We start from the raw sequence: 14,474 nt of genomic DNA on the forward strand, positions 1-14,474 counted from the left end.
CCTACGGGCCGGAATCGAAAGGAGCTTTTCGCACGTGAAAGACCTGAACTGGGATGACGTGCGCATCTTCCTGCGTGTGGCGCAGGGCGGCGGATTGTCGGCGGCCGCCGCCACCACCGGCCTGAGCCCGGCAACGGTCGGCCGCCGCGTGACCGCGCTCGAGCAGTGCATCGGCCGGTCGCTCTTCGTGCGCTCGCAGACCGGCTACGCCCTGACCTCCGACGGCCGCGCCCTGATGGAAAAGGCCCTGGCCATGGACGCCAGCATGCGGCCGATCGCCGATTGGTCGCGCACATCGAGCCAGAGGCCCGGCGTGCGCGTTTCGGCCGGCACCTGGACGGCCAGTTTCCTGGCCGCCAACATCCATGCGCTCTGGCGGCCCGGGGACGATTTCCACCTGTGCTTCAAGACCACCGAAGCCCGTCTCGACCTGGCCCACCGCGAGGCCGAGATCGGTCTGCGCAATGCCATGCCCGAAAGCGGCAATCTGGCCGGGCGCAAGCTCGCCGACGTCGCTTTCGCCCCCTATCGCGCCCGCCACCTGCCCGCCGACGAACCGCTCGACTGGGTGGCGGTCGGCCGCGACGAGGCGCTGACGTCATCGGCCCGCTGGGTGCTCGACCAGCCGGACATGCGCGTCGTCGTGTGGTCGAACACGCTCAGGACGCTGCGCGACCTGATCCGCGCCGGGGCCGGGCAGGGCGTTCTGCCCTGCATGGCCGGAGACCGCGACCCGCAGCTCGTGCGTGCCGGCCCGGTGATCGCCGAAATGGACCAGGCGCAGTACATCGTCGCCCATGCCGACGATCGCCACCGGCCCGAGGTGCGCACCGTGATCCGCCGGATCACCGCGCTGGTCGAGGCCAATGCCGCGCTCTATCGCGGCGAGCGGCCCTTCGCGCCGGCGGCATCGGCCGAGCCGGCGGCGTCCGCACCAATGCCCGCTACACGAAATCGAACGCGCTGAGCCCGGTTGTCATGTCGTCGAGTCCGAGCGGCCTCGTGATCGGCGGTTCGGCCCGCGCCAGGCAGCCGGCGCGTTCGCACACCCGGCAGGCCGGCCCCACCGGCAGGGTGTGCACGCGGCCCTCGGCACCGGCCAGCGGACGCAGCATCGTGCCATAGACGATGTCGTTGCGATGGGCGATTTCGCAGCCCAGCAGGATCGCCGTGCGGCGCGGCCGTTCGTGGAAGGCCCCTTGCGGGCCTTCCAGCGTGCGCGCGATGACCAGGAATTCGACGCCGTCGGGCATCTGCACGGCCTCGACCAGAATGTGCCCGGGCGTCGAGAACGCCTCGTGCACGGGCAGCTTGGGGCACGAGCCGCCGAACCGCGCCTGCGGGTAGCCGCGCGCGCCGGCCCGCCGGAAACGGTTACCGGCCTGGTCGATCTCGGCCATGAAGAACGGCACGCCTGCCGCCCCGCGCCGCTGCAGCATGGTCAGCCGGTTCGCCGCCTGCTCGAAGGAGACGCCGAAACGCGACTTGAGCACGTCGATGTCGTAGCGCTCGCGCATGGCGACTTCGAGGAAGCGCGCATAGGGCATGATCAGCGCATGCGCCGCATAGCGCGCCATCTCGAACCGCGCGATGCGCCGGGCTTCGTTCGATGAAAGCGCCAGGTCCTCGATCTCGGCGGTGATCGCCACCTGCATGCGGATGAGCGCCGCCTCCATGGCGACCTCGCGCAGCTGGTCGAACGGCGACAGGCGCTCGGAGATGAACAGCCGGTTCGAGTGCCGGTCATAGCGCCGGCGCCAGTTCGGCATGGCCTGCACGGGAAGCACCTTGACCGAAATGCCGTGGTCGGCGCGCAGCCAGTCCTTGAGCGCACCGGACAGATCGTCGCCCGGCGACAACAGCTTGATGAAGCTCTCGGCCTCCTCCTCGAGTCGGGCGAAATGGTTGGGGCGCTTTTCCAGCGTGTCGCGCACCTCGTCGGCCGGCAGGCGCGCGGCGGCAAGGCGCGTCTCGTGCCCCTCGCGCGCCAGCATGTCGGAAAGGTCGCTCAGCCGCTGCTGCCCCTCGCGATAGGCCCGGTAGAGCTTGACGAGCGCGCTCGAGACGTTCGGCGCGCCCTCGGTGATCTCGACCAGTTCCTGGTCGCCCGGCAGTTCGCCGGCGAGCAGCGGGTCGGCGAACATCTCCTTGAGCTGCGGCAAAAGCGATTCGCCCGCGCCCTGCAATTCGTTCACATCGACCTTGTAGACCGAAGCGAGCTTCAGGAGCAGCTGCACGGTCAAAGGTCTTTGGTTGCGCTCGATCAGGTTGAGATAGCTGGGCGAAATGCCCAGATCGGCGGCCATCGCCGTCTGGGTGAGCCCGCGCTGGGTGCGGATTCGCCGGATGCGCGCTCCGGCGAAGATCTTCTGGTCGGCCATGGCGGCGCCCTTCCCGTGTGCGGTCAGTAAACACGAAATCGGGGCTTTGACAATCTTTACAGCTTTACATAAGCGCGAGGTCACAGCGTCGACCAGGCCACGTGAATCTGGCGCTGCACTGCAAAAAATCGCGTGCTTTCAGGCAAATGCGGGATATATGTCGGTTTCGGTCGTGACCTGTATGGACGTTGTCAATCCGGGCCGGATATCGGACGCCAGCCGATGTTGACAGCACTGCAGGACGAGCGCGGTGAGCGTCCGGGGCAGGGCATGACCGAAAGGGGCGGTGGACTTTGCGCGGCCGTCCCGTCCATAAAGGCCGAAACCAGACATCGCCACGGAGCACGAGCACATGTCGAGCCACGAACGTCCCAAGACCCATGTCAAGGAGCGCGCCGAAGAGCAGTCCTCGACCATGGGCGCCGACCAGCAGGCGGCGATCCGCATGCTGGCCAACGACCTGCATCGCCTGAACCAGTCGGTGATGAAGGCGGTGGAGGCAGGCGTGTCGGTGGAACTGGTCCGCTCGGCCCGCCATCACGGCGGCGATGGCAACTGGGGCGATCTGCTCATCCCGGTGATTGTCACGCGCGAGAGCTGAAGGCGACCGCGACCCTCCGGCGCCGCCATTCCTGGCCTTCGTGCCGCCGGCACATGGCGGGGCCAAGCGGCCGAGATGCATGCGACCTGATTCAGGTCAATGCGTGAGCCATCGGCATGTGCGCTTTGTCATCGGGTGGTCTTCGTTTCACCCGATGGAGAAAACCCATGGACGACGTAGAACGACTGCTCAAGAACACGGTCGAGGAACTCGACCGGCTCCTCAGCGCCAAGAACGTCCTGGGCGCACCGATCGAAAAGGACGGCGCGACGATCATCCCGATGGTCAGCTATGGTTTCGCCTTCGGTGCCGGCGGCGGCAGTGACCAGAAGGCCGGCCAGGGCGGCGGCTCGGGTGGCGGCGGCGGCATCAAGCCGATCGGCGCGATCGTCTTCGACAAGGACGGTGCCCGCGTCGAGGCGGTGCATGGCGCGACCCGCAGCCTTGTCGAGGCGCTCGGCGATGTCGCCTCGCGCGCCATGGATCGCGCCGGCGGCAAGGACAAGGACACCGCGTCCGACACGGACTAGGGTCCGCTGAGCAACATCGCGCGGGCTTCGTCGCAGCCAACTTCGCCGGTCTGGAAGCAAGGACGACAGACATGCAGCGCGCCTTCAGGGAGGAGCGAAGCCGACCGGGCGGATTTCGGACGCCAAGGCAGCCTCGCGCGCTGACACTCGAAAGCCCCTTAAGAGCGTCAGCCACGGAAGAGCGTCCCGTGACGAGATTAAACCATCGTGCCGGAGCAGGTTCGGATCAACGCCAAGGGCTCTGGCGAAGGGCGGATCTGGATCCGTCCGGGCCGAAGACTGCCGGATTTGACCCGGAACGTCCCGGCGCGATGGTCCATTCTCGTCACGGCACGTTCTGAGCCGGCACGATGGCCGCGATCCTGTGGACCATCGTGTGGGCCGTGATCGTGATCGTGGTTCTGGTGCTGGCGGTCCTCGCCGCGCCGGTGCGCCTCGCGCTGGCAGCGCAGACCGCGCCGCCACGGATCAGCGTCCGGCTGGGCCTGCTCGGCGATCTGGTGCCGCGCATTACCGTGCACGACACGGCGCGACGGCGTCCGAAGAGGCCACCCAGGAAGCCAGAGCCCGAGCCGGAGCCGCAGACCGGCGGCAAGCCGAAGCCGAGGCGACGCCGCAAGCGCCGGGCACCGCGCGTCATCGCACTGCGCCCGCGTCATCTCGTCGATCTCGTCCGCCCGATCCAGGTCCGGCGGCTCGAGGTCGAGGCCGATCTCGGCCTTGGCGATCCGGCGCTCACCGGCCAGCTTTTCGCGCTGGTCTACGCGCTGAGCAGCGTCCTGGCGGGCCGCCTGCCCGGTTCGATCGCCATCCGCCCCGATTTCACCGCCGCGCGCGCATCGGGTGCGCTGTTCGCCGAAATCGGCTTCGTGCCGCTGACCTTCGTGCCACCGGGCCTGCGCCTTGTGTGGATCCTGTTCGGGCCTCGGCGATGACGGCGGCGCTCGATCCTGTGGTGACCATCGGCGCAGCGCGCATTGCCGCTATCGTCGAGCGCAGCATCGGCAGCCAGCGCGCCGGCGGCGTGTTCGCCTGGGGCGCCAAGCGACCGCTGGCGATCCTGATCCGCCACAACGGTGTCACGACCGCCTTCGACACCGATGGCAAGCCGATCGCGCTGGCCGATGTCGACCGCCGGTTTGCCGGGCTGCGGGCACGGTTCGAGCGCCTGGCCGAGGGCATGCCGTGAACCGGCGCCCATTGTCTGACCGCGCCCCCGTGCGCCGCGCCGCGCCTGTCGACGAGGCGGCGGTCGCCGCCATCGCCCGGCAGGCCTACGCCCCCTTCGTCGCCGCCATTGGCCGCAAGCCCGCGCCGATGCTCGCCGATTTCGCCGCGCAGATCGAGGCCGGGCACGTCCATGTCGCCGAAGCAGACGACGGTTCGGTCGCCGGCTTCGTGGTGGCCTTTGCGCGCGGCGACCATCTCTTCATCGAGAACATCGCGGTCCGGCCCGCGGCCCAGGGCACCGGACTTGGCGGCCGGTTGATGCGGTTTTGCGAAACGCTGGCGCGGCGGCAGGGCCTTGCCGCCATCGAACTTTACACCAATGCGGCGATGACCGCCAATCTTGCGCTTTATCCGCATCTTGGCTTCGTTCGGACCGGCCGGCGCACCGAAGACGGCTTCGACCGGGTTTATTTCCGCAAGGTGCTCGACTGACGGCCCGCCGGGCCTCTTTCCTTCACGGAGCGGTTGTGCCATCCCGCGCGCCATGACCGGCGACCAGATCTTCCTTTTCTCGCTCTTCGGTGCCCTGTTCGCCTTCCTGGTCTGGGGGCGGGTGCGCTACGATCTGGTCGCCTTCACCGCGCTGCTGATCGCGGTCTTCGCCGGCCATGTCGAACCGGACGCCGCGTTCGCCGGCTTCGGCCATCCGGCCGTCGTCATCATCGCGCTTGTGCTGATCGTCAGCCGCGGCCTTGTCAATTCGGGCGCCGTCGAACTGATCGCGCAGTTCGTGGTCAAGCCCGACCGCGCGCTGCCGGTGCACATTTCCATCATGTCGGTCGCCGGCGCGGCGCTTTCGGCGGTGATCAACAATGTCGCCGCGCTGGCGCTGCTGATGTCGCTGGACATGGATGTCGCGGCCAAGGCCAAGCGCGCCGTCTCGCTGAGCCTGATGCCGCTGTCCTTCGCCACCATTCTGGGCGGCATGATCACGCTGATCGGCACGCCGCCCAACATCGTCATCGCCCAGTATCGCGCCGACGCGCTGGGCGCGCCGTTTTCCATGTTCGATTTCGCGCCGGTCGGCCTGGTCGTCGCCAGCATCGGCATCGCCTATGTCGCGCTGATCGGCTGGCGGCTGATCCCGGCGCGCGAGCAGCGCGCCTCCATCGAGGGCGATGCCGGCCTTTACGTGGCCGAGGCGCGCGTCAAGGAGGGCTCGAGATCGATCGGCGCGATGGTGCGCGATCTCTACCCCGACGCGGCCGACAAGGACATCCAGATCCTGGGCCTGGTGCGGCGCGGCAAGCGCCTTCCGGGCTTTTCGCGCACCCAGGAGTTGCGCAAGGGCGACTTTCTCGTGCTGGAGGGCGATCCGAAATCCATCGAATCCTTCATGGGCGCCGCCGAACTCGACTTCTCGGGCTCGGAAAAGCATGGCGGCCTGCGCGGCGCCAATCTGACGCTGATCGAGGCGATCGTCCCTGACGGCGCCCGCATCGTCGGGCGCACCGCCATGGATGTGCGCCTGCTGTACCGCCATGGCGTGACGCTGCTGGGCGTGTCGCGTCGGGGCAAGCGCTTCCGCGACCGGGTGCGCAAGCTGACGATTGAGCCCGGCGACGTTTTGCTCCTGCTGGGCCCGGACGACCGGATGGAGCAGACCGCCCACTGGCTCGGCGTCTATCCGCTCGCCGACCGCAAGACATCGGTCATCCAACGCCGCAAGGCGGCCGCCGCCATCGCCGCCTTTGCCGGCGCGATCGCGCTTGCCGTCATGGGCGTGACCAGCCTGGCGATCGCGCTGGGCGCCTGCGTGGTCGCCTATGTCGCGCTCGGCCTTCTAGGCGGCGAGGATTTCTATTCGCTCATCGAATGGAAGGTGATCGTGCTGCTGGCTTCGCTCATCCCCCTGTCGGCCGCGCTCGAGGCTTCCGGCGGCACCGAACTGATCGCCAACCTGATCGTCGCCAACGGCGATGGCTGGCCGGCCTGGGTGATCCTGCTGGTGCTGATGGTCGTCACCATGACGATGAGCGACTTTCTCAACAATGTCGCCACCGCCCTGATCGCCGCGCCGATCGGCGTATCGGTGGCGGGTTCCATCGGCGCCAGCCCCGATCCGTTCCTGATGGGCGTGGCGGTCGCCGCCTCCTGCGCCTTCCTGACGCCGATCGGCCACAAGAACAACACCATCATCATGGGCCCGGGCGGCTACCAGTTCGGCGATTACTGGCGCATGGGCCTGCTGCTCGAGGTGATCGTCATCGCTGTCGCCGTGCCGACCATCCTGTGGGTCTGGCCGCTGTGAATGGGTGGCGCGTCTTCGCCTTGTGCGCCATGGATACCGGGAACAAGTCCCGGTATGACGGAGCCGGGCGGGGCGGCGCGGCCGGCCCGAAACGAAGACAATGAAGGACCGGCCATGACATCGGTCGCCATCACCGGAACCGGGGTGTTCACCCCCGAACTGGTCATCACCAATGACGAGCTGGTCGAAGCGTTCAACGCCTGGGCCGACCGGCAGAACGCCGTCCATGCCGACGCCATCGCCGCCGGCGAGCGCGCGCCGGTGTCGCATTCCTCGGCCGAGTTCATCGTCAAGGCGTCGGGCATCGAGAACCGGCATGTCATGGACAAGTCCGGCGTGCTCGACCCCGACATCATGCATCCGGTGCTTCCGGCGCGCTCCGAGGACGAGCTCAGCATTATGGCCGAGATGGCGCTCGACGCCGCCGGCAAGGCGCTGAAAAGGGCCGGCCGCACCCCCACCGACATCGACGCGGTGATCTGCGCGGCCTCCAACCACGAGCGCGCCTATCCGGCGATCGCCATCGAGATCCAGCAGGCGCTCGGCATCGAGGGCTTTGCCTTCGACATGAACGTCGCCTGCTCGTCGGCCACCTTCGGCATAAAGGCCGCCCACGACATGATCGCCAATGGCTCGGCCCGCGCGATCCTGATCGTCAATCCCGAAATCTGCTCGGCGCATCTGGAATGGCGCGACCGCGACTGCCATTTCATCTTCGGCGATGTGTGCACCGCCATGGTGCTCGAGCGCGCCGACGCGACCGAGGCGCCCGGCCGCTTCGAGATCGTCTCGACGCGATGCAAGACGGTGTTCTCCAACAACATCCGCAACGACAACGGCTTTTTGCGCCGCACCCGGCCGGGACACATGGAGGACCGGCGCGACATGCTCTTTCGGCAGGAGGGGCGCAAGGTGTTCCGCGAGGTCGTGCCGATGGTCGCCGAGCTGATCGTCCGGCATCTTGCCGACAATGCCCTCGCGCCCGATCAGGTGGCGCGCCTGTGGCTGCACCAGGCCAACAAGTCCATGAACGATCTGATCGGCGCCAAGGTGCTCGGCCGCACGCCAGAGCGGCACGAGCAGCCCAACATCCTGCAGGACTACGCCAACACCTCCTCGGCCGGCTCGATCATCGCCTTTTCGCAATTCAGCGACGATCTCAAGCTTGGCGATCTGGGCGTGATTTGCTCGTTCGGCGCGGGCTATTCGGCCGGCTCGGTGATCGTGAAGAAGGCCGGCTAATCGCGACGTCGCGCTCGAAAGCGGGCACGGCATCGATGGCGGGCGCATGCAGCATGCCGGCGCGGGCTTCCTCGCCCCGGTTGCCCCAACACCACCGAGGAAGGCCGGGCGCTGAACCGGCGCGTCGGGATCATCGCGCGCCGAATGCTGCCTAAAACTTGGGCGCAATCGGCAGTTGCGCAGAAATTCCAATGCCCTAAGCTTGACCCATGGCATCAGGCGGGCGGGACCATTTCGACGAGATGTGCGGCCGGGGCGAAGGTGTGCGTGTGCCCTACCGCCGCTATCAGCACTGGCTCGACAGCGAGGACCCGACGCGGCTCAAGCGCAAGGCGGGCGAGGCCGAGCGCTTCTTCCGCCGTCTTGGCATCACGTTCAATGTCTATGGCGATGAGGAGGCGACGGAGCGGCTGATCCCGTTCGACGTCGTCCCGCGCATCATCTCGGCGCGCGAATGGGCGCGCCTGTCGCGCGGCATCGAGCAGCGCGTGCGCGCCATCAACGCTTTCCTGCACGATATCTACCATCGCCAGGAGATCCTCCGCGCCGGCCGCATCCCGGTCGAACTGATCGCGCAGAACGACACCTTCCTGCCGCAGATGATCGGCCTCGCCCCGCCCGGCCATGTCTACACCCACATCGTCGGCATCGACCTGGTGCGCACCGGCGAGAACGAGTTCTACGTGCTCGAGGACAATGCCCGCACGCCCTCGGGCGTCTCCTACATGCTGGAGAACCGGGAAACCATGCTCAACATGTTTCCCGAACTGTTCGCCACCGTTCCGGTGCAGCCGGTGAGCACCTATCCGCGCGACCTGCGCCGCTCGCTCGCCGCCTGCGCGCCGTCCGACCGCGCGGCGACCGGCACGCCGACCATCGCCGTGCTCACGCCCGGCATCCACAATTCGGCCTATTACGAACACGCCTTTCTGGCCGACCAGATGGGCGCCGAACTGGTCGAGGGCCACGATCTGCGGGTCGTCGACGGCCATGTCGCCATGCGCACCACGCGCGGCTACCAGCCGATCGACGTCATCTATCGGCGCGTCGACGACGATTTCCTCGACCCGCTCAACTTCAACCCGCAATCCGTGCTCGGCGTACCGGGCATCTTCGACGTCTACCGTGCCGGCAACATCACCATTGCCAACGCGCCGGGCACCGGCATTGCCGACGACAAGGCGATCTATTCCTACATGCCCGAGATCGTCGAGTTCTATACCGGCGAAAAGGCGCTGCTGAAGAACGTGCCGACCTGGCGCTGCTCGGAAAAGGATGCCCTGTCCTATGTGCTCGATCATCTCGACGAACTGGTCGTCAAGGAAGTGCACGGTTCGGGCGGTTACGGCATGCTGGTCGGCCCGGCCGCCTCGAGGCGCGAGATCGCCTCGTTTCGCAAGAAGCTCATGGCGCGGCCGGGCAACTATATCGCCCAGCCGACCCTGTCGCTGTCCACCGTGCCGATCCTGACAAGGGCCGGGCTGGCGCCGCGCCATGTCGATCTGCGTCCCTTCGTGCTGGTCTCGCCGAACGGGATCTCGATCACGCCGGGCGGGCTGACCCGCGTCGCGCTCAAGAAGGGCTCGCTCGTCGTCAATTCCAGCCAGGGCGGTGGTACCAAGGACACCTGGGTGCTCGATGAGTGAGGCGTTGCGCATCGCGCTGACATTGCGGCGGGCGGCACACTCCCCTCTGTCCGTTCGGGACATCTCCCCCACAAGGGGGGAGAGGGCAGCCGAAGCCGAACACCGCTCCAAAGCCGGAGAACTCGGCGCAGTCGGTGAACATGAACTCCGCTCTCCCCCCTTGTGGGGGAGATGTCCCGAAGGGACAGAGGGGGGTAAAAGACAGGACAGGCAAACAGCCGCACCGCCCGATCTCCTGCACCGAATCAGGCCCCGCCATGGACCACAAGCGGCGCAAGGCGGGAGCGGCTGATGCTGGGCAAGACCGCCGGCGGCATCTTCTGGATGTTCCGCTATCTCGAGCGCTCGGAGAACACTGCAAGGCTGGTCGATGCGGGCTTTCGCATCGCGCTCACCCGCTCCGAGGCGGCCGAAAAGGAGTGGGAATCGGTGATCGCCACGGCCGGTGTGCGCGACCTCTATCTGCGCCGCCACGAGGCCTATCAGGGCGCAACCGTTGTCGATTTCCTTTTGCGCGACCGGTCGAACCCCTCGAGCGTGCTGTCGATCATAAGCGCGGCGCGCGACAATGCGCGGCTGGTGCGCACCGCCCTGACCCGCGAGGTCTGGGAAGCGGTCAACGAATGCTGGATGACGCTGAGCGAGGCACTGTCGCGCCCGGTGCGCGAGCGCGACCTGCCCGAGTGCCTGGCCACGATCCGCCAGCAGAGCGCGCTGGTCCGCGGCGCCCTGCACGGCACCATGCTGCGCAACGACATCTACGATTTCGCCCGCATCGGCACCTTTCTCGAGCGCGCCGACAACACCGCGCGCATTCTCGATGTCAAATATTACGTGCTGCTGCCCTCGCTGTCGCTGGTCGGCTCCTCGCTCGACAATGTGCAGTGGGAGACGATCCTGCGCTCGGTCTCGGCGCATCAGGCCTATCGCTGGGTGACAAAGGGCGACACCAACCCGCGCGGCATCGCCCATTTCCTCATCCTCGACCGTCGCCTGCCGCGCTCGCTGGCCTTCTGCTACGCCAAGATCTGCAACAATCTGGGCTACCTGGAGACCGATTACGGCCTGCGCCTGCCGGCCCACACCATGGCCGACGCGTGCTACCAGAGCATCGGCAACCGGTCGATCGACGATATCTTCGATGAGGGCCTGCACGAGTTCATCACCGCCTTCATCGCCGAAAACCAGGCGCTCGGCGCGCAGATCGAGCGCGACTTCAGGTTCTATGAGTAGCCGATGCAGCTTACCATCTCGCACACCACCCGCTACCGCTATGACAGGCCCGCCCAGCATGCCCTGCAGCAGGTCCGCCTGACGCCCAAGAGCCGCGCCGGCCAGACGATCGTCGACTGGCGGCTCGATGTCACCGGCGGCCGCAAGGAACTTTCCTATGACGACCAGAACAACAACCATGTCGACCTGGTCAGCTTCGAGCCCGATGCGACCGAGATCGTGCTGCATTCGCATGGAAGGGTGGAGATGACCAACGACAGCGGGATCGTCGGCGCCCATGGCGGTTTTGCGCCGCTGTGGTATTTCCGCAGGACCACCGATCTGACGCGGCCCGGGCCGACGCTGCGCAAGCTGGCCCGCGGCCATCCCCGTGCGGGCGAGGGCGATGACATCGCCAATCTGCATGCCCTGATGGGATCGATCGAGGCGGTGGTGCGTTACGAGACCGGCAACACGCACACGCAGACCTCGGCCGAAGAGGCGGTCGAAGCCGGCCATGGCGTCTGCCAGGACCACGCCCATGTGTTCATCGCGCTGGCGCGCATGCTGGGCTATCCGGCCCGCTATGTCTCCGGATATCTGATGATGAACGATCGCATCGAGCAGGAGGCGACCCATGCCTGGGCGGAAGCCCATGTCGCCGGGCTTGGCTGGGTGGGGTTCGACGTCTCCAACGCCATTTCGCCGGACGAGCGCTATGTCCGTGTGGCGACGGGTCTGGACTATCGCGAGGCCGCTCCCATATCCGGCATTCTGCTGGGGGCAGGCGACGAGGATATGGTTGTCACACTGCAGGTGCAGCAATAGTCTGCGCGCTGCTCAGCGCTCGGGAATCGCCCCATGACCTATTGCGTCGGCCTGACCCTGAACCGGGGTCTGGTCTTCATGTCCGACACGCGCACCAATGCCGGTGTCGACAACGTCTCGGTCTTCAAGAAGATGTACACGTGGCAGGATCGTGGCGAGCGCGCCATCATGCTGATGACGGCCGGCAACCTCGCCACCACGCAGGCCGTGGTCAGCCTGCTCGACGAGCGTTCCAAGGCGCCCGGCGAGCGCCATCCGACGATCCTCGAGGCGCCCTCCATGTTCCAGGTCGCGCGCATGGTCGGCGAGACGCTGCGCGAGGTCGTGCAGGGCCACGCCGTCGACGGCCAGAACGCCGACGCCGCCTTCGGCGCGACGATCATCGTCGGCGGCCAGATCAAGGGGTCCGAGCCGCGCCTGTTCCTTGTCTATCCGGAAGGCAATTTCGTCGAGGCAAGCGCCGACACGCCATTCTTCCAGATCGGCGAGACCAAATACGGCAAGCCGATCCTGGTGCGCGCCTACGACCCCGACATGAGCTTCGAGGACGCCATCAAGCTGCTGCTCGTCTCGTTCGATTCGACCATCAAGGCGAACCTGTCGGTCGGCCTGCCGATCGACTACCAGATCTATGTGCGCGACAGCTTCGCATTGGGCGCCTGGGGCCGCATCGAACACGCCGACCCGTATTTTTCGTCCATCTCCGAAGGCTGGAGCCAGGCGCTGCGCAGCGCCTTCCATTCCCTGCCGGACTTCTCCTTCGACAACCGGTAGCGCGCGGTTCGGTGCGCGCCGCACCGCCGACCATTGGCGAACGCTTTGGCTTGTCTTGGCTTTGTCTTTCAGGTTAACTCCGCGCACGTAAGTCCGGAAGATGCCGGTTCGGCCAGCCGGACGGACGCGTGCAATAGGGAGTATCATCGCAATGAAGAAAACGCTTCTCGCCGCCGCGAGCGTGCTGGCGCTGACCGCCGCCGCCCAGGCCGAAGTCAAGATGGGTGTCATTCTGGGCTTCACAGGCCCCATCGAGTCGCTGACGCCGGACATGGCGGCCGGCGCCGAGCTTGCCATGCAGGAGGCCTCGGAGTCCGGCAATTTCCTCGATGGCGAGACCGTGACATCGGTGCGCGCCGACTCCACCTGTGTCGACAACGCCGCCGCGACCGCCGCCGCCGAGCGCCTGATCACGGCCGATGGCATCGTCTCGATCATGGGTCCGGACTGTTCGGGCGTCACCGCCGCCGTGGTCAACAATGTCGCCGTGCCCAATGGCGTGGTCGCCATTTCGCCCTCGGCCACATCGCCGGCCCTGAGCGACATCGAGGACAACGGCCTGTTCTTCCGCACCGCGCCGTCGGATGCGCGCCAGGGCCAGGTGCTCGCCAGCATCGTCAACGACAAGGGCGTCGAATCGGTCGCCATCACCTACACCAACAACGACTACGGCAAGGGCTTTGCCGACGCCTTCCAGGCCGCCTTCGAGGACCTGGGTGGCGAGGTGACCATCGTCACCCCGCATGAGGACGGCCGCGGCGACTATTCGGCCGAGGTCGGCGCGCTGGCCTCTGCCGGCGGCGACGCGCTCGTCGTGCTCGGCTATGTCGACGAGGGCGGCCGCGGCATCATGGAAGGGGCCATCGACACCGGCGCGTTCGACATGTTCGCGGTCGGTGACGGAATGATCGGCGATTCGCTGCTCGACCTGCCCGGTCTCGAGGACGTCACGGTCGTCGGTTCGGCCGCCGGTGGCGAGAGCGAGAACATCTCCAAGTTCGACGAGATGGCGGCCGAGGCCGGCATCACCGGCACCGGCGTCTATCGCGGCGAGAGCTATGACGCTGCCGCGCTGATGATCCTGGCCATGCAGAAGGCAGGCTCTGCCGAGCGCGGTGCCATGGCCGAGCACATCATGGACGTCGCCAATGCGCCGGGCGAGCAGATCGGCCCGGGCGAGATCGGCAAGGCGCTCGAACTGATCGCCGCCGGCGAGGAGATCGACTATCAGGGCGCCACCGATGTCGAGTTCAACGATGTCGGCGAGCCGTCGGGCCGCTTCAACGAACTTGCCATCGAGGATGGCGAGTGGAACGTGGTGACAACGCGCTGACCGCCGTTGCGCGCCGCAACGGTGCGCATCAAGGCAGACCCACGACCCCGGAGCCCGGCTCCGGGGTCGTTTTGTGTCAGGCGCCCAGTCCTGCCTGCACTTTCTTTGGCAGTTTCGAGCGCACCAGTTCGTAGGACATGCGCAGTCGGTGCTCGAGTTCCTCCGCTTCTGCCTCGAACGGCACCAGGATCCAGCTCTTGTGAAAATAGGGCGCCCGCGCCGCCGCGCCCTGTTCGATCAGCATCTGCGCGGTCTCGACATCGGGCGTCTTGACGCTGACGCCCGGCGTGATCGCCCCGATGCAGGCGAACATCTTGCCGCCCACCTTCCAGGCATCATGGCCGCCGCCCCAGGGATCGCTGCATTCGGCGCCCGGAAACTGCGCGCAAATGGCGTTGATGCGTTCGCGGCTCATGGCGCAAGGGTGCCGCCCGGCGGCCTTGCGG

The 14,474-nt window shown here is 67.0% G+C and carries 15 protein-coding genes; 13 read left to right on the forward strand and 2 right to left on the reverse strand.

Annotation, left to right across the window (positions count from 1 at the left end):
• Positions 1-34 precede the first annotated feature (34 nt).
• On the forward strand, positions 35-967 hold the full coding sequence (locus tag RBB34_RS10615) for a LysR family transcriptional regulator (protein ID WP_306119193.1): 933 nt from the start codon (positions 35-37) through the stop codon (positions 965-967).
• On the opposite strand, the gene RBB34_RS10620 is transcribed toward RBB34_RS10615, so the two are convergent.
• Positions 945-2,381, reverse strand: coding sequence for a helix-turn-helix domain-containing protein (locus RBB34_RS10620; RefSeq protein ID WP_306119194.1), 1,437 nt, complete (start codon positions 2,379-2,381; stop codon positions 945-947). The genes RBB34_RS10615 and RBB34_RS10620 overlap by 23 nt on opposite strands.
• Before the next feature lie 352 nt (positions 2,382-2,733).
• On the opposite strand from RBB34_RS10620, the gene RBB34_RS10625 reads away from it, so the two are divergent.
• The 12 genes from RBB34_RS10625 to RBB34_RS10680 all read left to right on the forward strand — a co-directional run bounded on the left by RBB34_RS10625 (position 2,734) and on the right by RBB34_RS10680 (position 14,028).
• Positions 2,734-2,982 carry a hypothetical protein gene (locus RBB34_RS10625; protein ID WP_306119195.1) on the forward strand — a complete coding sequence of 83 codons (249 nt, stop codon included), beginning with the start codon at positions 2,734-2,736 and terminating at the stop codon, positions 2,980-2,982.
• 167 nt (positions 2,983-3,149) lie between these two features.
• The gene (locus RBB34_RS10630; protein ID WP_306119196.1) at positions 3,150-3,512 is read left to right on the forward strand and encodes a spore germination protein GerW family protein; all 363 of its coding nucleotides are present in this window, start codon (positions 3,150-3,152) and stop codon (positions 3,510-3,512) included.
• A 350-nt stretch (positions 3,513-3,862) separates the two neighbouring features.
• Positions 3,863-4,447 (forward strand): DUF2953 domain-containing protein, encoded by a 585-nt coding sequence (locus RBB34_RS10635; protein ID WP_306119197.1) that lies wholly within the window; start codon positions 3,863-3,865, stop codon positions 4,445-4,447.
• Positions 4,444-4,701, forward strand: coding sequence for a hypothetical protein (locus tag RBB34_RS10640; protein ID WP_306119198.1), 258 nt, complete (start codon positions 4,444-4,446; stop codon positions 4,699-4,701). Before RBB34_RS10635 ends, RBB34_RS10640 begins: the two co-directional genes overlap by 4 nt.
• Before the next feature lie 11 nt (positions 4,702-4,712).
• Positions 4,713-5,174: a GNAT family N-acetyltransferase gene (locus tag RBB34_RS10645; RefSeq protein WP_306119199.1), complete on the forward strand. Its 462-nt coding sequence runs from the start codon at positions 4,713-4,715 to the stop codon at positions 5,172-5,174.
• A 52-nt stretch (positions 5,175-5,226) separates the two neighbouring features.
• Positions 5,227-6,993, forward strand: a complete 1,767-nt coding sequence (locus RBB34_RS10650; RefSeq protein WP_306119200.1) for an SLC13 family permease — start codon at positions 5,227-5,229, stop codon at positions 6,991-6,993.
• Between the two features lie 114 nt (positions 6,994-7,107).
• Positions 7,108-8,235 (forward strand): beta-ketoacyl-ACP synthase III, encoded by a 1,128-nt coding sequence (locus RBB34_RS10655; RefSeq protein WP_306119201.1) that lies wholly within the window; start codon positions 7,108-7,110, stop codon positions 8,233-8,235.
• 209 nt (positions 8,236-8,444) lie between these two features.
• Positions 8,445-9,881 carry a circularly permuted type 2 ATP-grasp protein gene (locus RBB34_RS10660; RefSeq protein ID WP_306119202.1) on the forward strand — a complete coding sequence of 479 codons (1,437 nt, stop codon included), beginning with the start codon at positions 8,445-8,447 and terminating at the stop codon, positions 9,879-9,881.
• Between the two features lie 291 nt (positions 9,882-10,172).
• Positions 10,173-11,114: an alpha-E domain-containing protein gene (locus RBB34_RS10665; RefSeq protein ID WP_306119203.1), complete on the forward strand. Its 942-nt coding sequence runs from the start codon at positions 10,173-10,175 to the stop codon at positions 11,112-11,114.
• 3 nt (positions 11,115-11,117) lie between these two features.
• A complete protein-coding gene (locus RBB34_RS10670; RefSeq protein WP_306119204.1) occupies positions 11,118-11,921 on the forward strand; it encodes a transglutaminase family protein in 804 nt (267 codons plus the stop codon).
• 33 nt (positions 11,922-11,954) lie between these two features.
• Positions 11,955-12,695, forward strand: a complete 741-nt coding sequence (locus RBB34_RS10675; RefSeq protein WP_306119205.1) for a proteasome-type protease — start codon at positions 11,955-11,957, stop codon at positions 12,693-12,695.
• A gap of 151 nt (positions 12,696-12,846) precedes the next feature.
• Positions 12,847-14,028, forward strand: a complete 1,182-nt coding sequence (locus RBB34_RS10680) for an ABC transporter substrate-binding protein (protein WP_306119206.1) — start codon at positions 12,847-12,849, stop codon at positions 14,026-14,028.
• Between the two features lie 76 nt (positions 14,029-14,104).
• On the opposite strand, the gene RBB34_RS10685 is transcribed toward RBB34_RS10680, so the two are convergent.
• Positions 14,105-14,443 carry an MmcQ/YjbR family DNA-binding protein gene (locus tag RBB34_RS10685; protein ID WP_306119207.1) on the reverse strand — a complete coding sequence of 113 codons (339 nt, stop codon included), beginning with the start codon at positions 14,441-14,443 and terminating at the stop codon, positions 14,105-14,107.
• Between the last annotated feature and the right edge of the window lie 31 nt (positions 14,444-14,474).

Origin of the sequence: Roseitalea sp. MMSF_3546, from assembly GCF_030732865.1 — a bacterium.
Lineage (GTDB): Bacteria > Pseudomonadota > Alphaproteobacteria > Rhizobiales > Rhizobiaceae > Roseitalea.